This is a genomic window from Streptomyces sp. NPDC090077, from assembly GCF_044747545.1.
GTDB lineage: Bacteria > Actinomycetota > Actinomycetes > Streptomycetales > Streptomycetaceae > Streptomyces.
The window spans coordinates 581,988-602,968 of the sequence record NZ_JBIVEG010000001.1; the positions used below are offsets into that span (position 1 = coordinate 581,988).

The following is a 20,981-nucleotide window of genomic DNA, read 5'->3' on the forward strand; positions in this document are numbered from 1 at the left end:
TCGGCCCGGGCAGGGCTTCACTGTGGCACTGACTGAAAATTCAGTCAATAGATACGGCGTGGAAACGTCCTCGCCATGACGGAGCGAGGGGGAAGGGATGCGGCGGCCGCCGGGCGGGGCCTCAGCCCCGCGTGAGTCCGGCCAGCTCCGCGTCGATGGCGCCGAGCATCAGCTCCCGGGCGTGGCCGATGCCGATGCCGCCGCTGAGCCAGCGCATGCTGAGCCCTTCCAGCAGGGCGGTGAGCCGCTCGGCCGCCGCGGCGAGCGCCGAGGCCGGGACCATCGGCCGGACCTGGCCCAGCAGCGCGGCGACCTCCTGGACCCAGACCAGGGTGGCGCGGGCGAGGTCCTCGCGCAGCACCTCGTCGAAGACGGCGCTCGCCCGCAGCTCGCCCCAGGCCGCACTGTTCTCCCGCACCTCCACGGTGTCCTGGAGTTCGAGCAGGAGGGTCTCCTCCAGCTCCTCGCGGGGCGAGAGCGGCGGCTCGGAGGGGTCCCGGTCGGTGGTGTACCGCTCCGCGCGGTCGTTGATGAACTCCAGGGTGTGGCGCAGGACCCCGGTGCGGTCCTTGAAGTGGTAGTAGATCAGGGCGGTGGACACCCCGGCCTCGGCCGCGAGTTCTTCCACGCGCAGCCCGCGGACCCCGCGCCGGGCGATGACCCGGGCGGCCGCTTCGAGGATCTGAGTGCTGCGAGACGCCATGCCCCGCACCTTACCGGGGTGCTCCCGGCGGGACGTAAGCGGGCCGTCACCGGGCGTTCGGGCCGCGACGGGCGCGGCCCGCCCCCCGACCGGTGCGCCGCCCGCCCGCCGGGGCACCCCGGCGCGCATCAGAGCGCCGGCGGAACGGGGTGCGACTGCGTGGCGCAGTGGATGCCGCCGCCCCCGCTCGCGATGCCGTCGATGTCGACCTGGACCACCTGGCGGGCCGGGTAGGCGGCCTGGAGGATGGCGTAGGCCACGCCGTCGGCGTACGGATCGCCGAACTGCGGGAGGATCACCGCGCCGTTGGGCGTGTAGTAGTTGGTGTAGCTGGAGAGGAACTCGTCCCCCTTGCCCCGGATCCGGCTCCGCTCGGGGCCGGGGAGTTCGGTGATGGCCAGGCTCCGGCCGCGGGCGTCGGTGGCGCCCTGCAGCACGCGCTTGGTCTCCTCGTACACGGCGACCCACTTGGGGTCGGTGCCGGGGGCGGGCCGGTCCAGGATGACCTTGCCGGGGGCCGTGAAGCGGGCCAGGCAGTCGATGTGGCAGTCGGTGATGTCCTGGCCCGCCAGGCCCGGCACCCAGATCACCTTGTCCATCCCGAGCGAACTCCGCAGCGCGTCCTCCACCTGGGACTGGCCCGTCCCGGGGTTCCGGTTGGGGTTGACCAGGGAGCTGACGGTGGCCAGCAGGGTGCCCTCGCCGTCGGTCTCCAGTGAGCCGCCCTCGCCGGTGAACCCGGCCCGGATCCGGCGCACCTGGTACTCGTCGAGGAGGATGGCGGCCGCCGCGGCGTCGTTGGCGAAGGGCTGGGCGTACTTGGTGCCCGTCTTTCCCCAGCCGTTGAAGTTGGTGTCCACACCGGCGATCGCGCCCGGCCCGACCACGAACGTGGGCCCGAAGTCCCGGATCCACAGGTCGTCAACCGGGATCTCGATCACGTCCACGGCGTACCGGGCGCCCCGGCCGCAGAGGTAGCGGGCGTCGGCGGCCTGGCCGGGGCGGGCCAGCACGACCACCGGCTCGAACCGCGATATCTGGTGGGCGACCTCGGCGATGTCGGCGCGCACCCGCTCCAGCGGGCGGCCCCAGACGGAGGAGAGCGCGGGCCAGGCCATGTACGTGCGGACGTGCGCGTCGGTCTCCGCGGGCATGGTGAGCGCGCCGGCGCCCGGGACAGTCGCCGCCCGCGCGGCGCCGGCGGTGAGGGGCGGCGCGAGGAGCGTCAGCGGTACGGCTGCCGCGCCGTACCGGAGGAGGTTGCGGCGGGTGGTGCTGGGCGTGTCCATGGTGCTCCCTGATGAGGAAGGGGAGGGGGATGACGGGCATCTTTGCGCTAACTGAAAATTCAGTCAAGCAGCGTGGCGGGGGTGTCCCGGCCGCCGCGGGCCCGGTGCTCACTCACGGTGGTACTGGTCCACCAGGACCGTGACGGAACCGTCGGCGGCCGCCTCCACCAGCCGGACCACGACGATCCGGCTCCGGTCGGGGCTGCGCACGCAGAACGGCCGCCGCTCCCCCAGGGCGCTGAAGGGCAGTGCGGTCACCGGCTTCGTCTCGATGCCCTGCTCGCAGTCGGCGGGCGTCGGCGCACCCTTCTCGGCCAGGTGCACGTCCGAGGACTCCGAGGCGACGAAGGAGCGGCCCTCCGACGCCAGGTACCAGGCGGCCGTGTCGGCCGGCACCACCTTCCCGGCCTCCAGGTCGAACTCGTAGCCGGAGTCGGGGGCGGTGAGCTTCGTCCCCGTGTAGCCGGGCACGAAGCCCTCGGCTCCGCCGCCCTCCGGGTCCGGGGCGTCGAACCAGTAGACGGCCGCGCCGCAGGCCGCGAGGGTCACGGCGACCGCCGCGGCCACCGCCGGCAGCCGCCCGCGGGAGCGCCGGCGGGCCCGTCTGCCGCCGTCCGCCTCGGGGGCGGGGGCGTACGGGACCGGGGCGGGAGGGGTCGGCGCGGGGCCGGGCACGGGGCCGGGAGCCGGTACGGGCACGGGGCCGGGGGCCGGTACGGGGACGGGAGCGGCCGGGGCCGTCGGCGCGTGCGGGGCGGGCCATCCGCCGTCCCGGCCCGCGCCGACCTCCTCCCGGACCGGTCGGGGCAGCCAGCCCTCGGTGAACTCCGGCCGCGGGCCCACACCGGGGTGGGCGTGGACGTACCCGATCAGTTCGGCGGTCGTGGGCCGGTCCGCCGGCTCCTTGGCCAGGCACCAGCGCACCAGCTGCTCCAGCTCGGCGGGGACCCGGGTGAGGTCCGGGTGCTCGTGCACCACCCGGTACAGGGCGGTCGACTCCGGCCCGCCGCCGAAGGGCGGCTGCCCGCCCGCCACGTAGGCCGTCAGCGCACCGAGGGCGAAGACGTCGGTGGCGGAGGTCACGGGCCGGCCGAGCGCCTGCTCGGGCGCCATGAAGGCCGCGGTCCCGATCCGCAGTCCGGTGCCGGTCAGGGCGGCGGAGCCGGCCGCGTGCGCGATCCCGAAGTCGATCACGCGCGGCCCGTCGCCGGCGAGCAGCACGTTGGCGGGCTTGAGGTCGCGGTGGACCACGCCCGCGCCGTGGATGGCCTGGAGCGCCTCGGCGATGCCCGCGACGAGCAGCAGCACCGTACGGACCGGCAGCGGCCCGTGCCGGCGCACCACCTCGTCCAGCGAGGGGCCCGGCACGTAGGCGGTGGCCAGCCAGGGCGTGCGCTCGTCCACCCCGAAGTCGACCACCTGGGCGGTGAAGAGGCCGTGGATCCGGCGGGCGCTGGCCACCTCGCGCGCGAACCGCTCCCGGAAGGCGGGATCCGCGGCGAACTCCCTGCGGACGGCCTTCAGGGCGATCGGGCGGCCGCCGGGGGTATGGGCGAGGTAGACCTCCCCCATGCCGCCGGAACCGAGCCGGGCGTGGAGGCGGTAGCCGCCGATCTCTCGGGGGTCGTCTGCGGCCAGTGCCGCGTGGGCCGGCTGGACGCCGGAAGGCTGAACGGACATGCGGTGGCTCTTTCGGAGATGCGGGAGTGACCGGATCGCATCGTCGCCCTAACTGGATTTTCAGTCAATGTGTGACAATGCGAGACGCGACACCGCCAGGAAGGATCACACCGTGACGGACCGAAGACGCGTCATCCTCGAAAGCGCCGCCCGGGTCATCGCCCGCAGGGGCGTCCGGGGGCTGCGGGTGACGGAGCTGGCGGCGGAGGCGGGAGTCTCCACCGCCCTGGTCTACTACCACTTCCGGGACCGGCCCGGGATCCTGCGGCACGCCCTCGCCTTCATCGGGGACCGGGCCGACCGGTACACGGAGCAGGGGCCGGACGGGCTCCCCGCGGGGCCCGCCGCCGACCCCCGGGAGCGGCTGGAGCGGATGCTCCTGCTGGAGGTCCAGGACCTCCCCGAGGTGCGGGAGAACAGCGCCGCCTGGGGCGAGCTGCGGGCCCACGCGGTCTTCGACCCGGAGCTGCGGGACGAGCTCGCGGCGGCCGGCGCCGCCTGGACCGCCGAGGTGGCGGAGCTGCTCGGCGCCGTCCACCCGGCAGCTCCGGCCGATGCCGTCACGGCCGCCGCCGAGCGGCTGACCGCCCTGCTGGAGGGGCTGAGCGTGCGCTGGCTCAGCGGGCTGACGCCGCCCGGCCACGCCCGGGAGCTGCTGCGGGCGGCGGTCCGGGTGGAGGCCGACCGGCTGGCGCCGGAGGCCGCGTCGCGGTTTGACTGAAAATCCAGTCAGTGCCAGAGTGGCGGTAACGGGCCGTTCCGCTTTCCTGCCGAACGGCCGACCGCGGGGTTGACGCGCACCCTTGTCGTAGGAGCCCGGGGCCCGAGCCCCTGGTCGCGCCCCCGCGCCCGTCCCGGCGAGACGTACCTGTCCCGCCGGTAAACGATCGGAGTCTCCCGTGACGAACCCGCCCCCCACTCGCCGGACCGTCCTGCGCACCCTCTCCGCGCTCGGAGCCCTCGCCTTCGGCTCGGCGGCCTGCGGCCCCGCCGAGTCCTCCCTGCGGTCGGGTACCCCGGCCGGCTCGGCCCAGTCCGCCTCCGGCACCGCCAAGCGCCGCCTCGGCGCGGAGTGGGAGAGCCACACCCGCACCTTCATGTCCTGGCCGGCCCTGGCCGCGGGGGTCTGGGAGGAGGACCTGCGCTACGTCCGCGAGGACATCGCCAGGATCGCCCGCGCCATCGGGGAGTACGAGGCCGTGGTCATGATGGCCCGCCCGGAGCAGGTGGCGGCCGCACAGAAGGCGGTCGGCTCCCAGGTCGAGGTCATCCCGCTGGCCGTCGACGACCTCTGGGCCCGCGACACCGTCCCCGTCTTCGTGGAGGAGGGCGGCAAGGTCGTCGGCGTCGACTTCAACTTCAACGGCTGGGGCAACAAGCAGAAGCACCCCAACGACGCCAAGGTCGGGCGCGCGCTGCTGGAGAAGTACAAGATCCCCCGGGTGCAGGCGCCGCTGGTGGCCGAGGGCGGCTCCTTCGAGCCCGACGGCGAGGGCACGCTGATGATCACCGAGAGCTCGATCGTCAACGACAACCGCAACCGGGGCAAGTCCCGCGACACCATCGAGGCCGAGCTGAAGCAGACCCTCGGCGTGGAGAAGGTCATCTGGCTGGCCGGCGTGCGCGGCGAGGACATCACCGACGCCCACGTCGACAGCCTCGTACGGTTCACCGAGCCCGGTGTGGTCCTGCTGGACCGCGCGCACCCGAGCACCCCGCCGGACTCCTGGTCGCGCTCCGCGGACCAGGCGAAGTCCGTCCTGTCGAGGGCGACGGACGCCCGCGGCCGCCGCTTCGAGGTCATCGACCTCCCGCAGCCCGACCTGAACCGCATCACGGGCCGCGGCGACGACTTCGTCTCCACGTACGCCAACTTCTACATCGCCAACGACGCGGTGTTCATGCCCAAGTTCGGGGACCGCAAGGCGGACGACCGCGCCCGCGCCATCCTCCAGGAGCACTTCCCCAAGCGCGACGTCGTCCCGGTCTCCATCGACACGATCGCCTCGGGCGGCGGCGGCATCCACTGCTCGACCCACGACCAGCCCGGCAAGCCCGCTGCCTGACCCGCGCCGGCCGCCGGAGCACGGCGGTTCCGGCCAGTGCCTGCAGCCCGAGCTCCAGCGGCCGCCCCTTCCCCGGGCCCTTCGCCCCCGTCCGCGGGTCGGAGGGCCCGGTCCGGGCTCAGAGCATGACGTGTTTGACCCGGGTGTAGTCGAGCAGGCCCGCCATGGAGAGGTCGCTGCCGTAGCCGGACTGGCCGGTGCCGCCGTGCGGCATCTCGGAGACCGTGGTGCCGTGGGTGTTCACCCAGACGATGCCGGTGCGCAGGGAGCGGGTCGCGCGCATGGCGCGGTCGTGGTCGGCCGTCCACACGCTCGCGGCCAGGCCGTGGCGGACGCCGTCGGCCAGGTGCAGCGCCTCTTCCTCGTCCGTGAAGGACTGCACGGTCACGACGGGGCCGAAGACCTCCTCCTGCACGATCTCGTCGTCCTGCCGGACCCCGGCGACGACGGTGGGCTCGTGGAAGAAGCCCGGACGGGGGAGGCGGGCGCCGCCGGTCACGATCTCGGCATGGGCCGGCAGCCGTTCGAGGAACCCCCGGACGGAGGCCAGTTGGGCGGGGTTGTTGAGGGGGCCGAAGTCGGTGCCGGGGCGCAGCCGGGCCGCCCCTGCCGCGAAGGCCGCGAGGAAGGCGTCGTGGACGCGGTGGTGGACGAGGAAGCGGGTGGGCGCGGTGCAGTCCTGGCCGGCGTTGTAGTAGGCGACGTCGACGAGGGCGGCGGCGGTCGCCGCGGGGTCGGCGTCCTCGTGGACGATGACCGGGGCGTTGCCGCCGAGTTCGAGGTGGACCCGTTTGAGGCCGGCGGCCGCGGCGGCGGCGACCTGGCGTCCGGCCCGTACGCTCCCGGTGACCGCGACGAGGGCCACGTCGGGGTGGGCGGTGAGCGCGCGGCCGGTGTCGCGGTCGCCGCAGACCACGTTGAGCACGCCCGGCGGCAGGTGCGGGGCCGCGATGCGGGCCAGCAGCGCGGTCGAGGTGGGGGTGGTGTCGGCGGGCTTCAGAACGGTGGTGTTGCCCGCGGCGAGGGCCGGGGCGAGCTTCCACACCGCCATCATCAGGGGGTAGTTCCACGGGGTGATCTGGGCGCAGACCCCGACGGGTTCGCGGCGCAGCAGTGAGGTGCGGCCCTCGGTGTACTCGGCGGCGGCGGGGCCGGGGAGGTTGCGCGCGGCCCCGGCGAAGAAGCGCAGGGTGTCGGTGATCGCGGGGAATTCCCCGATCCTGAACTGGTGGGCGGGTTTGCCGGTGTCGCCGGTCTCGGCGGCCGTGAGCGCGTCCGCGTGTTCCTCGACGGCGTCGGCGAGGGCGAGCAGTGCGCGCTGGCGTACGGCCGGGGTGGTCGTGGACCAGTGCTCGTACGCGGCCGCGGCGGCCGTGCAGGCGGCGTCGACGTCGGCCTGGCCGGAGCGCGGGGCGCGGCGGTGGACGCGGCCGGTGGCGGGGTCGGTCAGGTCCGTGGTCGCGCCGGAGGCGGCGGGCCGGTCGGCCCCGGCGATGTGGTTGTGCGGCAGGGGGTCAGCCACGGCGCAGGGCCTCCTCGGCGGCGGCGCGTCCGGTGCGTACGGCGCCCTCCATGTAGCCGGCCGCCCACTGGTCGGATCCGCAGACGTAGAAGGGCGGTTCGTGGGTGCCGTGGAGGGGTCCGACGGCGGTGACGTCGCCGGGGGTCCACTGGGTGACGTAGCCCTGGGTCCAGGGGTCGGTGCCCCAGAGGCGGAGGTGGGTGGCGACGGGGTGGTGGGCCGGGTCACCGTAGAGGCGGGCGATCTCGGCGAGGAGTTCGGCGGGGCGCAGCGGGGCGGGGATGCCGAGGAGCACGCCGAGCCGCTCGGGCGGGACGAGGGCGGAGAGGATGCCGTGGCTCTGCGGCCAGGTGCTGCCGAGCACCCCTTCGCATTCGGAGAGCCCGCTGCGGCCGCGGTCGCGCCAGAACGGGCGGTCGTAGGCGGCGGTGAACTTGGCGGCGAGCGCCTGGCGTTGGCGGTGCAGGGAGGCGAGGCGGGCGGCGGAGACCCCGGTGACGGCGACGGAGCGGAGCGGGCCGACGGGCAGGGCGCTGACGACGGCCGCGGCGGTGAGGGTCTCGCCGTCGGCGAGCCGTACGGTGCAGCGGCCGGGGCGGCGTACGGTGACGGCCGCGACGGGCGAGCCGGTGCGGACGCGTCCGCCGAGGGCGGCGGCCATGCGCAGGGCGACGGTGGCGGAGCCCTCGGCGACCCGCAGGCCCTCCCAGGCCTCGTAGTCGTAGGGGTCGGGTCCGGCCGGGTCGGGTACCGGTACGGCGGCGTGCTTGCGCAGGGCGGCGAGGAGCGAGGTGCGTTCGCAGGAGCCGTCGGCGAGGGCGAGCTGTCCGATCTCCCAGAGCCGGACGACGGCCGGGCCGGCTCCCTGGGCGCGCAGCCAGTCGCCGACGGACAGCCGGTCGAGGGCGGTGGCCTCGGGGTGGGCCCAGGGGTCGTCGGGGTCGACGGTGCGGGCGAGGGCGCGGAAGGCGGCGGTGGTCTTGCGGTGGCGGGCGTCGTCGCCGGGGCCGAACCAGTGGGGCGGTTCGTCCGCCGAGACCCCTTCGGGGGTGGCGCGGGTGAGGGCGCCGGGCTCGGCGACGTAGCTGGGGGTCAGGGTGAGGCCGAGTTCGGCGACGAGGGTGGTGTAGGCGGTGTGGGCGCGGCCGACGACCTCTCCGCCGAGCTGGACGAGGCGGCCGTCGGGGAGGGCGGTCTGCTCGACGCGTCCGCCGGCCCGGTCGCGGGCCTCGACGACGAGGACGTCGGCTCCGCCCGCGGCGAGGTCGCGTGCGGCGGCGAGGCCGGCCAGGCCGGCGCCGAGCACGATGACGTCGTGGTTCATGGGTGGTCCTCCGGTGGGGGCGGTCAGTCCAGGACGAGGCAGTGTTCGGGCTTCCAGCCGATCTCGACGCGTTCGCCGCCGCTCCAGCGGTCCTCCCTGCGGGAGCGGACGGTGTTCTGCTCCAGGACGGACACCGTGACCCCGGGGGCCAGTTCGATGAGGTAGGTGGTGGTGGGGCCGCCGTAGACGGTTTCGCGGACGACCCCGGTGACGCGGGCCATGTCGGGTTCCAGGTCGGAGAGCCAGATCTTCTCGGGGCGGATGGAGAGGTCGACGCGGCTGCCGTCGGGGACGTTCGCGCGGTGGCCGACGGGCAGTTCGGGGCCGCCGTCGAGGACGACGCGGCCGGCGCGGTAGGTGCCGGGGACGAGGTTGGAGGTGCCCATGAAGGAGGCGGTGAAGCGGGTGGCGGGGCGCTCGTAGACGTCCTCGGGGGTTCCGCACTGTTCGACGCGGCCCTCGTTCATGACGGCGAGGCGGTCCGACATGGTGAGGGCCTCGTCCTGGTCGTGGGTGACGAAGACGAAGGTGATGCCCACCTCGCGCTGGATCTGCTTGAGTTCGACCTGCATGTGGCGGCGGAGCTTGAGGTCGAGGGCGGCCAGCGGCTCGTCCAGGAGCAGCACCTGGGGGCGGTTGACGAGGGCCCGGGCGAGGGCGACGCGCTGCTTCTGGCCGCCGGAGAGGGTGGCGGGCTTGCGCCCCGCGAGGTGGGAGAGCTGGACGAGGTCGAGCATGTCGGCGACGCGGGTGCGTATCTCGGCGCGGGCGACGCCCTTGCGCTTGAGGCCGAAGGCCACGTTGTCCGCGAGGGAGAGGTGGTCGAAGAGGGCGTAGCTCTGGAAGACGGTGTTGACGTCGCGCCGGTCGGGCGGGAGGCCGGTGACGTCGCGGCCGTCGAGCAGGACGCTGCCGTCGGTGGGGTCGGTGAAGCCGCCGATCATCCGCAGCAGGGTGGTCTTGCCGCAGCCGGAGGGGCCGAGGAGGGAGAAGAACTCGCCCTGGAACACGTCGAGTTCGACCCCGCTGACGGCGTACGCGGCGTGGCCGGCGGCGTACTGCTTGCTGACCCGGTCGAGCCGGACGGCCGGGGTCGGGCGGACGGGGGTGGGGGGCACGGGGGTCGGGGGCACGGCGGACGGGGGCATGCGGATCACTTCCCGGAGAGCAGGTCGAGGCCGCCGCGGCGCCCGAAGAGGCGCGGGATGGCGAGTGCGAGGAGGATCAGGCCGATGGATCCGGCCAGCATCAGGGTGCCGACGGCGTTGATGGTGGGCTGGACGCCGAAGCGGATCGCCGAGTAGATGCGGACGGACAGCGGCTGCGGGTCGACGCCGGTGGTGAAGTAGGCGAGGACGAAGTCGTCGAAGACGAGGGCGAAGACGAGGACCGCGGAGGCGAGGATGCCCGGGAGCAGCGCGGGCAGGGTGACGAGCCGCAGCGCCTGGCCCCGGGTGGCGCCGAGGTCCATGGCGGCCTCCTCCACCTCCGGGTTGAGGGCGGCGACGCGGGAGCGGAGGATGACCGTCACGTAGGAGATCGAGAAGGTGATCTCGGCGAGCATCACGGTGGTGGTGGACAGGGTGATGCCGAGGCCCTTGAAGAGGAGCATCGCCGCGACGCCGGTGACGATCTCCGGGGTGATCAGCGGTACGAGCATGACGAGGCCGGCGAGGGAGCCGAGCCGGCTGCGGCTGCGTACGAGGCCCAGGGCGAGCGCCACGCCGAGGACGAGCGAGCCGGCCATGGCGACGAGGGACACCTCCAGGCTCATGCCGAGGGAGTCGAGCAGGGCGTGGTCGTCGGCGAGCGCGGAGTACCAGCGCAGGCTCGCGCCGTCGAAGACGGTGAGGGACTTCTGGGCGTTGAAGGAGAACAGGACGACGACGGCGACGGGGAGGTAGAGGAGGGCGAAGAAGACGACGGTGACGGCGATGGCGAAGCGGGGCCGGCGTCCGGCGCCGCGCCGGCGGCCGCCGCGGCGGGGTTTCACGGTGGTCATCGGGCGGCCTCCGCCTCGTCCTTGCGGGCGCGCCGCAGGTAGCCGAGCATGCCGAAGAACAGGACCGCCATCAGGAGCATGGTGAGGGCCGATCCGAGGGGCCAGTTCTGGCCCTGGAAGAACTTGTCCTGGATCAGGTTGCCGATCATGATCTGGTCGGGGCCTCCCATGAGCTGGGCGCTGACGAAGTCGCCCATGGCGGGCAGGAAGACGAGGACGCACCCGGCTGCCGCTCCCTGGCGGGTGGCGGGGACGGTGACGAAGAGGAAGGTCCGCAGGGGGCCTCCGTACAGGTCGCGTCCGGCCTCGATGAGCGAGGTGTCCATGCGCTCCATCGCCGCGTACAGCGGGATGACCATGAAGACGACGAACCCGTAGACGAGTCCTGCGACGACACCGGCGCCGGTCTGCAGGATCCTGGTGCCGCCGTCGGCGAGTCCGGCGGCGCGCAGGGCCTTCAGGACGGGCCCGTCGTCGGAGAGCACGACGGACCAGCCGTACATCCGTACCAGGTAGTTGGCGAAGAAGGGTACGACGATCGCGGCGATCAGCAGGTTCTTGAAGCGGCCGCCGTGCAGGGCGATGGCGTAGGCCACCGGGTAGGCCACGGCCAGGCTGACGAGGCAGGCGGCCAGCGCGTAGCCGAGGGAGCGCAGCAGCACGGTGCGGTACGCCGGGTCGGCGAGGGCGGTCAGGTTGCCGGGGTCGAGCCCGAAGCGCGGGTTGCCGAGCGGGTCGGTGGTGCCGAGCGCGAGGGTGGCCACCAGGAGGAGGGAGGCGAGGAGGAAGCCGGTCATCCAGAGGGTGCCGGGGAGCAGCAGCCAGGTCCACAGGCGCTGCCGGGGCGGCCGGGCGGGCCCGGGGCGGTTGCGTCGTCGTGCCATGTCAGCCGGCCTTGACCTCGGTCCAGGCGGCGTCGCGGGCCCGTTCGCCGCGCTGGTCGCCGTTGCGGAAGAAGAGGTCGGCCTTGAGGTCCTCGGTGGTGACCACGCACTGCGGGAACGGCTCGACGAGCGCCGCGTACGTGTCCTCGGTGCCGCGGACGGGCATCGGGTAGCCGATGTACTCGATGTTCTTCTTCACGTTCTCCGGGCGGAGCATGTAGTCGATGAAGAGCATCGCGGTGCCGGGGTGCCGGGCGTTGGCGGGGATGGCGTAGCAGTCGGAGTTGACGGGGGCGCCCTCGCGGGCGGTCTCGAAGCCGAAGACGGCCGGGTCCTCGGCCTGGGCCAGCATGGCGGCCATGTCCCCGCTCCACGCCTGGGTCATGTCGGCGTTGCCGTTGAGCAGGTTGTTGTAGCTGTCGCTGGAGAAGCCGCGCAGGTGGGGGCGGAGCGAGCGGAGGGTGTCGGTGACGCGGGCGAGTTCGGGTGCGTCGCCGGTGGTGAGGGGCAGGCCGAGCTTGAGCGCGCCCAGGCCGAGGACCTCGTCGCGGTCGTCGAGGACGAAGACCTTGCCCTTGGCTCCGGCGTTCCACAGGTCGTCCCAGGAGCCGGTGAGGTCGCCGAGCCGGTCCCGGCGCCAGCCGATGCCCGTCTTGTACATGGTGAAGGGGACGGTGTGCGCGGATCCGGCGTCGTACCAGGGGTCGTTGAAGTAGCCGTAGCCGGCGAAGACGGATTCGGCGCCCCGCAGCCGGGAGTGGTCGATCGTGCGCAGCCGTCCGCCGGCGGCGAGCCGCTGGGCCCATTTCGCGGTGGGGAAGACGATGTCGTAGCGGTTGCCGGCGTTGAGCTTGGCGGCCATGCCCTCCATGGAGTCGTAGTTCGACTGGACGACCTTGACGCCGTACTCCTTCTGGAAGCCTTCGAAGACGGCGGGGTCGACGAAGTCCGCCCAGTTGAAGTAGACGAGGTCGCCGTCGACCTTGACGTCGATGGGCTTCTGCGCGGCCTCCTGCCCGGCCGGGTCGCCGGCCGAGGAGAAGCCGCAGCCGGAGGCGGTGAGGGCGAGGGCGGCGGCGGTGCCGGCGCGGAGGAGCGAGCGTCTGGACGGGGGGAGTGCCTCGGGGGACATGGGGTCCTCTCCGTAGGGCCGCGGGGGGACGGCGGGGACGAGCTCGGGGCCGTGGGGGGCTCGGTCGTGCGGTGCGGGTGCCTGCCGGTGCGCCGGGTGTGCGGGTACGGGCGGGCGGTGCGGCAGGGCGGGCCGGGGCGGGGCTCCGCGTGCCGGTACGGGTACGGGCTACGGCGTGCCGTCGAGGTCGGCCCGGATGCGGGCGGCGAACCAGGCGACCGCCGATTCGCGGCGCGAGAGCGGTCCGGGCTCGAACCCGGGGGTGGAGAGGCCCTTCTGCACGCGGGCGACGAGCTCGGCGTCCTCGTCGTTGGTGATCCACCCGATGTGGATGTTGAGGCGGCGGGCGAGCCGGGTGCGCAGGCCGGTGCCGCGGCGGGTGTAGAAGCCGCCGGGAACGGCGACGCGGTCGACGGCCGTGGGGACGGCCGTCCAGGCGAGCACGTGGTCGGGGTAGAAGTCGATGAGGGTGTTGGGGTAGACGACCGCGTAGCGCCAGACCCGGCGGTCGGCCTCGGCGAGGCCGGGCATCGGGGCGGCGATGCGCTGGTAGAGGCGCTCGGCCCAGTTGGAGGAGGGCTTGTCGCGCAGCGGGGAGGCGAAGAGGGCGTAGTTCTCGGCGATCTCGCAGGTGTAGCCCTGGTAGTCGAGCAGCCGCATCAGGCCGGGGTGGGCCACCGGGACGTGGTAGCCCTCCAGGTAGTTGTCCACCGCCACCTTCCAGTTGGCCTGCTGCACTTCGGCTCCGGCCAGGTCGTGGATGCGGGCGCGGCCGACCGGCACCAGGTCGGCTCCGGCGTAGTGGCCGACCGCCTCCGCGAGGCCCGCGCAGCTCTTGGCCAGCGGTTCGGCGTCCACGTCGAGGTTGACGAAGACGAAGCCGAGGAAGGATTCGACGGCGGCCGGGAACAGGCCGAGACCCGGCTTGTCCAGGCAGGGGATCTGGCGGGCCTCGGGGGCGCCGACGAGGGTTCCGTCGAGGCGGTACGTCCAGCCGTGGTACGGGCAGCGGATGGCCTTGCCGTCCGGTTCGGGGGCGGTGACCAGGCGGGTTCCGCGGTGCCGGCATACGTTGAGGTGGGCGGCGAGGCCGCCGTCCTCGGTACGGACGACGAGGACCTCGCGGTCGGCGACGGTGGCCGCCAGGCGGGCTCCCGGGCCGGGGAGGTCGGATTCGTGGCAGACGAGCTGCCAGGACCGGGCGAAGACGCGGCGGGTCTCGGCGGCGGCGGTCTCGGGGTCGGTGTAGTAGCGCGCCGGGAGCGCGGGTCCGGGGGCCCCGTCGGCGGCGGGGGCGGGGGCGTGCGGGGTGCTGTCGGGGTCCCCGTCGGCGGCGGGGAGGTGCGGGGTGCGGGTGTCGGGGGCTCTGGAGTGCATCGGTGACTCCTCCGTGCCGGCGTGCGGCGATGGGTGTCGGCGTGCGGTGGCGAGCTGTCGGGGGCGGGGCGAGCCGGGTGCGGGCAGGCGGCCGGGGCGGGGAGCCGGGGCCGGGCTGACCGACTGGACAGTCAGATTGCTGGCTCGTTTCCGCCGGGTCAAGACTTGTTCACTGACCGATCGGTCAGCTAGCGTGATTCTTGCCTGACCGATCGGTCAGCAAACATGCTTTCCTGTCGCCTCGCGCCCTTTACCCCGCATTCGCCCTGGTCACCGGGGTGCGGAAGGCCACCGCGCGGCCCGCCCGGCCCCACCCGGGCCCATCCCCGGCGATCCCCCGATCCCCGCCGCACGCCCGTCGGCGCCCCTGCGGCGAGCCCTCGTACTCCCCCGCACCCCGGCCCGCGCCCGGCGCCGGACGGCGGACGGCACCCCATCTCCCGGAGGCACGCATGAGCGGTCGTCGGCGTCTGGACTGGCTCGGCCTCACCCCCGAACCGGAGCGCGAACTCCCCACCGCGGTCGCCGCCCTGCGCGCCGCCCCGCCCGGCGCCGCCCCGCCCGGCGCCGCCCCGCCCGGCGCCGCCCCGGGCCGTCCGCAGGACCTGGCGGACGCCGAACGGCGCCGGGTCGAACGCCTGGTGCTGCACGGCACCCGGCACGGCTGGCTGCGCTACCTCGCCGAGGTGACCGACCTGGTGACCTCGGTCGCCGCCGGCGCCCGGGCCGGCGACCCCGCCGCCGCCCTGCTCGCCGGCGAGGTCGTCCTCGACCACCACCGCATGCTCATCGGCCTCCCGGGACCGGGATACGGCCGCACCGCGCGGGACCGCACCGCCCTGGAGGGCGCCGTACGGGCCCTGCGCGCCCACACCACGGAAGGAGCCGGCCGATGACCGCGATCCGACTCCCGACGGCGGTGCCGACGCCCGGCACCGTCCTCGGCGCCGCGCCCCACCGCGCGGAGGACGCCGCCGCCTACCGGGCCGGAGGCGGCTACGGCAGCGCCACCGGCCCGGAGGAACTGCTCGCCCACCTCGCCGCCTCCGGGCTGCGCGGCCGCGGCGGGGCCGCCTTCCCGGCCGCCGTCAAGCTGCGCTCCGTACGCGACCGCGGCGGCGGCCCCGTCGTCGTGGCCAACGGCGAGGAGGGCGAGCCGGGTTCGGCCAAGGACCGCTGGCTGCTGCGGGCCCGGCCGCACCTGGTGCTCGACGGCCTCGCCCGCGCGGCCGCCGTCACCGGCGCCGTACGCGGCTACGTGTACCTCTCGGACCCGGTGGCGGGCGCCCGCGTCCGCGCGGCCCTCGCCGAGCACCCGCCGCCGCTGCCCGTCGAGGTGGTCGAGACCGGCCACGCGTACGTCGCGGGCGAGGAGACGGCGGTGGTCCGCAGGATCGACGGCGGACCGGCGCTGCCCACCGCCAAACCGCCCCGCCCGTTCGAACGGGGCGTGGGCGGGGCACCGACCCTGGTCTCCAACGTCGAGACGCTCGCCCGGATCGCGCTCACCGCCGCCCGGCCCCGGCTGCGCGACGCCGTCGCCCACGGCACCCTGGTCACCCTCTCCGGCGCGGGCGCCGCACCCGTGCTCACCGAAGTCCCGTCCGGAACCACCCTGCGCGCGCTGGCCCGCCGCCACGGCGTCCCGGACGCGGCCGGAGCCCTGATGGGCGGGCTGTTCGGCGGGCTCGTCGACGCCCGCGCCCTGGACCTCCCGCTCGAACCGGACGCCCTCGCCGCCGCGGGCACCGCCCTGGGCTGCGGAGCCGTCCGCTTCCTCGGCCCCGGGGAGTGCCCGGTGGGCACCGCCGCCGACGCGGCCGCCCACCTCGCGGCCGAGGGCGCGCGGCAGTGCGGGGTCTGCGTCTCCGGCACCGCGGCGGTCGCGGACGCCCTGCGCGCCCTCACCTCCGGCCGCGCGGACCCGGACACCGGCGACCACCTGCTCCGCTGGTCGCGGGGCCTGCCCGGACGGGGTGCCTGTGGACTGCTCGACGCCGCCGCCGGCCTCGCGGGCAGCCTGCTCCGCGCCTTCCCCGGCCCGGTCCGCGCCCACCTCACCGCCCCCTGCCCGGTCTGCGCGGCCACCGCCCCCGCCGACGGGACCCGCCGCCTCACGGTGCCGGTGCCGGAGACCGCCCCCGCCCTCGCCCCTCCCGCCTACGCCACTCCCCCCGCCTCCCCCGCCGGCAACCCGCTGCCCGTGCCGAAAGGAACGCCGTGAAACTCCTGCTGGACTCCACCCGCTGCCAGGGGTACGGACTGTGCCAGGAACCCGCACCCGAACTGGTCGAACTCGACGAATGGGGCTACGCGCGGATCATCGCCGTGGACGTCCCGGCCGGGGCCGAGGACGCCGCCCGCGCCTGCGCCGACAGCTGCCCCAACTCCGCGCTCCGCGTGGAGGGATGACATGGCCCGCGACCTGACCGCCCTCTTCGACCCCCGCTCCGTCGCCGTCGTCGGCGCCAGCGACGACCCCGCCAAGTACGGCCACGCCGTGGCCTCCCAGGCCCTGCGCGCCCCCGGCCGGCGGCCCGTCCACCTGGTCAACCGGCGCGGCGGCAGCGTCCTCGGCCGCACCGCCGCCACCTCCCTCACCGGGATCGGCGAACCCGTGGACCTGGTGGTGCTCTCCGTGCCCGGCGCCGGCTTCGAGGCCGCCGTCGACGAGGCCCTCGCCTGCGGGGCCAGGGCGATCGTCGCCATCACCGCGGGCTTCGCCGAGGCCGGGCCGGCGGGCCTGGCCCGGCAGCGGGCCGTGGCCGAGCGGGTCCGCGCCGCCGGGGCGGTCCTCGTCGGGCCCAACTGCCTGGGCATCGCCGACAACACCACCGAGCTGTACCTCGCCTCGGACCGGTTCGCCCCCGGCGGCGTCGCCCTGCTCAGCCAGAGCGGCAACCTCGCCCTCGAACTCCAGCTCCGCGGCGCGCCGCACGGCCTGGGCTACTCCCGGTTCGTCTCCCTCGGCAACCAGGCCGACGTCACCCTCGTCGACCTCGTCACCGACTGCGCCCGCCATCCGGCCACCTCCGCCATCGCCGTGTACGCCGAGGACTTCGGCGACGGCCGGGCCTTCGCGGAGGCCGCCGCGGCGGCGGGCAAGCCGGTGGTCCTGCTCACCGCGGGCCGGGGCGCCGCCTCCGCGCGCAGCGCCCGCTCCCACACCGGGGCGCTGACCACCCCGGCCGACGTGGTGGCGGCCGCCTGCCGCGACGCCGGGGTCGAACTCGTGCGCACGCCGCGGGAGATGGCCGTCGTCCTGGCGGCCCTGGGCGCGGGGGCCCGTACCCGGGGCCGGCGCACCGCGGTCTTCACCGACGGCGGCGGCCACGGCGCGATCGCCGCCGACGCGGCCGAGGACGCCGGGCTGCGCGTGCCGGAGCTCGGCGCGGCCGTGCAGGAGCGGCTGCGGGCCGTGCTGTGGGAGCAGTCCTCCACCGGCAACCCGGTGGACCTGGCCGGGGCGGGCGAGCAGCGGCCCCTGTCGTACGCGGACGCCGTCGGGGAGCTGCTCGCGGCCGAGGAGGTCGACGCCGTGCTGATGACCGGCTACTTCGGCGGCTACGCGGCCTCCGAGGGCGGTCTCGGCGGTGGTCCGGCCGGCGGTTCCGTACTGGCGGAGGGCGAGACCCGGGCCGCGAAGGAGATCGTCGCGCACCTCGCGGCGGTGGCGAAGCCGCTGGTGGTGCAGTCGATGTACCCGCACTCGCCGAGCTGCCGGGTGCTGGCGGAGGCCGGGGTGCCGGTGTTCTCCGCCACCGAGGACGCCGCCCGCGCACTGGGGGCCGTCGCCGGTCGGGCGGCCGGGCCCGTGCCGGGGATCGTGCCGCTGCCCGCCCCGGCCGTGGCGCTGGGCGACCCCGGGTACCACGGGGTGCGGGCCCTGCTGGCCGCCGGGGGGGTGCCGTTCCCGGCCGCCCGCGAGGTCCTCGACGAGGCCGGACTGCTGGCCGCGGCCGAGGAGTTCGATGGCCCGTACGTCCTCAAGGCCCTGCACCTGCTGCACAAGTCCGACGCGGGCGGGGTGGTCCTGGGCCTGCCCGACCGGGGCGCGCTGCTGGCCGCGTACCGCGCGATGCGCGCCCGGCTCGGCGCCGCCGCCCACTCGGTGGAGGCGATGGCCGACCTGTCCGACGGGGTCGAGCTGATCGTGGGCGTGCACCGGGACCCGCGGTTCGGGCCGGTGGCCGTGGTCGGGCTCGGCGGCGTGCTCACCGAGACCCTGCGGGACGTGGCCTTCGCCCTGGCGCCCGTACCGGCCGCACGGGCCGAGCGGCTGCTGCGGGGGCTGCGGTCCGGCGCCCTGCTGGACGGCGTGCGCGGGCGGCCCGCCGTGGACGTGGCCGCCGCGGCCGCCGTGATCGAGCGGATCACGGAGGTCGCCGCGGCCCATCCGGAGATCGCCGAACTGGAGGTCAACCCGCTGCTGGTGCGCCCGCAGGGCGCACTGGCCCTGGACGCCCGCGCCGTCCTGGGCTGAAGGTGCCCAGCCCCAGCCCCATCCCCATCCCCATCACCCGAAGGAGAGCAAGAGGACATGGACTTCCGCTACACCCCGGAGCAGGCCGAACTGAAGGCGCGCGCCGCCGCCTACGCGAGGCTCCTGATGGGGTACGAGGACCAGGCCGAGGAGGCGGGCGGCCCGCTGCCCGCGGACACGGTCCGGGAACTGACCCGCGCCGCGATCGACGCCGGGGTCTACGCGATCAACATGCCCGCCGAGTGGGGCGGCGCGGGCCTGTCGCTGCTGGACCAGGTCATCGTCGAGGAGGAGTTCGGTAAGGTCACCAACTGCCTGTGGGACATCCCCTGGCGGCCCGCGAACGTGCTGGCGTACGGCACCCCGGCGCAGCGGGAGAAGTACCTCCTGCCGGTCGTGCGGGGCGAGCGGTTCGACGCGTTCGCGGTGACCGAGCCCGGGGCGGGCTCCGATCCCGGCTCGGGCACGAGCACGGCCGTCCGCGCCGCCGGCGGCTGGCTGCTGAACGGCGAGAAGTGGTTCGTGACCTGCGGTGACATCGCGGACTTCCTGCTGGTGCAGGCCGATGCCGGGCCCGAGCGGGCGCCGACGCTGTTCTTCGTCGACAAGCAGGCGCCCGGGGTCGAGATGACCCGGGTACCGCGGTTCATGCACTCCGCGGTGAACGGGCACCCGGAGTTCACCTTCACCGACGTCTTCGTCCCCGACGAGGACGTGCTGGGGGGTGTCGGCAACGGCTACGAGCTGACGAAGGAATGGTTCACCGACGAGCGGCTGATGATCGCCGCCCGGACGATCGGCGCGGCCGAACGGGCCCTGGAACTGGCCCGGGACTGGGCCGTGGAGCGACGCCAGTTCGGCTCCCCCATCGCCGACTTCCAGCTGGTGCAGGGCATGCTCGCCGACTGCGCCGTCGACATCGCCGTCAACCGCGCCTACACCCACCAGGTCGCCTGGGAGGCCGACCGGCCCGAGACCGACCGCAAGACCCTCCACGCGAAGGCGTCGACGGCGAAGCTCGCGGCGAGCGAGGCCGCGGGGCGGGTCGTGGACCGGTGCGTGCAGATTTTCGGGGGCCGCGGCTACGACCGCACGTACCCCGTCGAGCGGATGTACCGGGAGCTGCGCGTCGACCGGATCTGGGAGGGCACCTCCGAGATCCAGCGCCTGATCATCGCCAACGAGCTCGTCAAACGCGGCACCGGGGCGCTGGCCTTCCCCGCCTCCTCCTGACGCAGGGCCTCGAAGAACGACGGCCCCCGGCACTCCCCCACCGACCACGAAGGACGAAGGACGCACATGGACTTCCGCCTCACCCCCCGTCAGGAAGAGCTCCGCGGCGCGGCGCGCGCGCTCACCGACTTCATCATGAAGTACGAGACCGACTGCGAGGAGAACAACGGCCTGCCGCCGCACGCCCACACCGAGATCCGCGACGCGGTCCTCGACAGCGGCCTCCAGGCCGTCAACATGCCCGCCGAGTGGGGCGGCGCCGGCCTCACGGTCCTGGAGCAGGTCACCGTCCAGGCCGAACTCGGACGGCTCACCGGGGCGCTGTGGGACATGGTGTGGCGCCCGGCGAACGCCCTGTCCCACTGCACGCCCGAGCAGCGCGAACGCTACCTCGTCCCGGTGATCCGGGGTCAGCGCCGGGACTGCTACGCCGTGTCGGAGCCGGAGGCGGGCTCCGATCCGCAGAACCTGCGGACGACGGCGACCCGGACCGGCGGCGGCTGGGTGCTGAACGGCGAGAAGTGGTTCGTCACCGTCGGCGACCACGCCGACTTCATGATCGTGCTGGCCGCCGCCGGGGAGGAGCGCGCGCCGACCCTGTTCCTGGTCGACAAGGACACCGCGGGCGTCGAGATGACCCGCGTGCCGCGCTGGATGCACACCTTCGTCTACGAGCACCCCGAGTTCACCTTCACCGAGGTCTTCGTCCCGGACGGGGCGGTGCTCGGCGAGGTGGGCCAGGGCTACGACATCACCCGCTCCTGGTTCACCGAGGAACGGCTGATGATCGCCGCCCGGACGATCGGCGCGGCCGAACGGGCCCTGGAACTGGCCCGGGACTGGGCCGTGGAGCGACGCCAGTTCGGCTCCCCCATCGCCGACTTCCAGCTCGTCCAGGGCATGCTCGCCGACTGCGCCGTCGACATCGCCGTCAACCGCGCCTACACCCACCAGGTCGCCTGGGAGGCCGACCAGTCCGGCACCGACCGCAAGACGCTCCACGCGAAGGCGGCCATCGCCAAGCTGGCGGCGAGCGAGGCCTCGGGCCGGGTCGTCGACCGGTGCGTGCAGATCTTCGGCGGCCGCGGCTACGACCGCACGTACCCCGTCGAGCGGCTCTACCGGGAACTGCGCGTCGACCGGATCTGGGAGGGCACCTCCGAGATCCAGCGCCTGATCATCGCGGGCGAACTCGTCAAGCGCGGCACGGGCGTCCTGCGGATGCCGGCCGCCGGCTGACCCCCGGCCGGGGCGGTGCGGACGGCACCGGCCGCACCGCCCCGGCG

General features: G+C 74.7%; 18 protein-coding genes. 8 read left to right on the plus strand and 10 right to left on the minus strand.

Annotation, left to right across the window (positions count from 1 at the left end; translation table 11 throughout):
• Positions 1-121: 121 nt before the first annotated feature.
• From ACIPW5_RS02565 to ACIPW5_RS02575, 3 genes are all read right to left on the minus strand, one after another.
• Entirely contained in the window at positions 122-703 is a 582-nt protein-coding gene (locus tag ACIPW5_RS02565; RefSeq protein WP_401239275.1) for a TetR/AcrR family transcriptional regulator, read from the minus strand.
• A gap of 128 nt (positions 704-831) precedes the next feature.
• Positions 832-1,992, minus strand: coding sequence for an agmatine deiminase family protein (locus ACIPW5_RS02570; protein ID WP_401239278.1), 1,161 nt, complete (start codon positions 1,990-1,992; stop codon positions 832-834).
• 108 nt (positions 1,993-2,100) lie between these two features.
• Positions 2,101-3,672: a serine/threonine-protein kinase gene (locus tag ACIPW5_RS02575; RefSeq protein WP_401239280.1), complete on the minus strand. Its 1,572-nt coding sequence runs from the start codon at positions 3,670-3,672 to the stop codon at positions 2,101-2,103.
• Between the two features lie 112 nt (positions 3,673-3,784).
• On the opposite strand from ACIPW5_RS02575, the gene ACIPW5_RS02580 reads away from it, so the two are divergent.
• Positions 3,785-4,393, plus strand: a complete 609-nt coding sequence (locus ACIPW5_RS02580) for a TetR/AcrR family transcriptional regulator (RefSeq protein WP_401239283.1) — start codon at positions 3,785-3,787, stop codon at positions 4,391-4,393.
• Positions 4,394-4,571: 178 nt separating this feature from the next.
• Positions 4,572-5,738: an agmatine deiminase family protein gene (locus ACIPW5_RS02585; RefSeq protein ID WP_401239286.1), complete on the plus strand. Its 1,167-nt coding sequence runs from the start codon at positions 4,572-4,574 to the stop codon at positions 5,736-5,738.
• Between the two features lie 118 nt (positions 5,739-5,856).
• Here the strand turns inward: ACIPW5_RS02585 and ACIPW5_RS02590 are convergent, their stop codons facing one another.
• The 7 genes from ACIPW5_RS02590 to ACIPW5_RS02620 form a co-directional block, all read right to left on the minus strand.
• Positions 5,857-7,260 (minus strand): aminobutyraldehyde dehydrogenase, encoded by a 1,404-nt coding sequence (locus ACIPW5_RS02590; RefSeq protein ID WP_401239289.1) that lies wholly within the window; start codon positions 7,258-7,260, stop codon positions 5,857-5,859.
• Positions 7,253-8,584: a flavin monoamine oxidase family protein gene (locus tag ACIPW5_RS02595; protein ID WP_401239292.1), complete on the minus strand. Its 1,332-nt coding sequence runs from the start codon at positions 8,582-8,584 to the stop codon at positions 7,253-7,255. The genes ACIPW5_RS02590 and ACIPW5_RS02595 overlap by 8 nt, the downstream gene beginning before the upstream one ends.
• A 23-nt stretch (positions 8,585-8,607) precedes the next feature.
• Positions 8,608-9,732: an ABC transporter ATP-binding protein gene (locus tag ACIPW5_RS02600; RefSeq protein ID WP_401239295.1), complete on the minus strand. Its 1,125-nt coding sequence runs from the start codon at positions 9,730-9,732 to the stop codon at positions 8,608-8,610.
• A gap of 5 nt (positions 9,733-9,737) precedes the next feature.
• The gene (locus tag ACIPW5_RS02605; RefSeq protein WP_401239298.1) at positions 9,738-10,586 is read right to left on the minus strand and encodes an ABC transporter permease; all 849 of its coding nucleotides are present in this window, start codon (positions 10,584-10,586) and stop codon (positions 9,738-9,740) included.
• A complete protein-coding gene (locus ACIPW5_RS02610; RefSeq protein ID WP_401239300.1) occupies positions 10,583-11,470 on the minus strand; it encodes an ABC transporter permease in 888 nt (295 codons plus the stop codon). Before ACIPW5_RS02610 ends, ACIPW5_RS02605 begins: the two co-directional genes overlap by 4 nt.
• Position 11,471: 1 nt before the next feature.
• Positions 11,472-12,602, minus strand: coding sequence for a spermidine/putrescine ABC transporter substrate-binding protein (locus ACIPW5_RS02615; RefSeq protein ID WP_401239303.1), 1,131 nt, complete (start codon positions 12,600-12,602; stop codon positions 11,472-11,474).
• Between the two features lie 168 nt (positions 12,603-12,770).
• A complete protein-coding gene (locus tag ACIPW5_RS02620; RefSeq protein WP_401239305.1) occupies positions 12,771-13,979 on the minus strand; it encodes an aromatic ring-hydroxylating dioxygenase subunit alpha in 1,209 nt (402 codons plus the stop codon).
• Positions 13,980-14,431: 452 nt separating this feature from the next.
• Between ACIPW5_RS02620 and ACIPW5_RS02625 the strand changes: the two genes are divergently transcribed.
• From ACIPW5_RS02625 to ACIPW5_RS02650, 6 genes are all read left to right on the plus strand, one after another.
• Entirely contained in the window at positions 14,432-14,875 is a 444-nt protein-coding gene (locus ACIPW5_RS02625; RefSeq protein ID WP_401239308.1) for a hypothetical protein, read from the plus strand.
• A complete protein-coding gene (locus ACIPW5_RS02630; protein WP_401239310.1) occupies positions 14,872-16,203 on the plus strand; it encodes an NADH-ubiquinone oxidoreductase-F iron-sulfur binding region domain-containing protein in 1,332 nt (443 codons plus the stop codon). Before ACIPW5_RS02625 ends, ACIPW5_RS02630 begins: the two co-directional genes overlap by 4 nt.
• The gene (locus ACIPW5_RS02635) at positions 16,200-16,391 is read left to right on the plus strand and encodes a ferredoxin (protein WP_401239313.1); all 192 of its coding nucleotides are present in this window, start codon (positions 16,200-16,202) and stop codon (positions 16,389-16,391) included. Before ACIPW5_RS02630 ends, ACIPW5_RS02635 begins: the two co-directional genes overlap by 4 nt.
• A 1-nt stretch (position 16,392) precedes the next feature.
• Positions 16,393-18,462 carry an acetate--CoA ligase family protein gene (locus ACIPW5_RS02640; protein ID WP_401239315.1) on the plus strand — a complete coding sequence of 690 codons (2,070 nt, stop codon included), beginning with the start codon at positions 16,393-16,395 and terminating at the stop codon, positions 18,460-18,462.
• A gap of 57 nt (positions 18,463-18,519) precedes the next feature.
• Positions 18,520-19,695 (plus strand): acyl-CoA dehydrogenase family protein, encoded by a 1,176-nt coding sequence (locus ACIPW5_RS02645; RefSeq protein ID WP_401239318.1) that lies wholly within the window; start codon positions 18,520-18,522, stop codon positions 19,693-19,695.
• 66 nt (positions 19,696-19,761) lie between these two features.
• Positions 19,762-20,934: an acyl-CoA dehydrogenase family protein gene (locus ACIPW5_RS02650; RefSeq protein WP_401239320.1), complete on the plus strand. Its 1,173-nt coding sequence runs from the start codon at positions 19,762-19,764 to the stop codon at positions 20,932-20,934.
• The last annotated feature ends 47 nt before the right edge of the window (positions 20,935-20,981 follow it).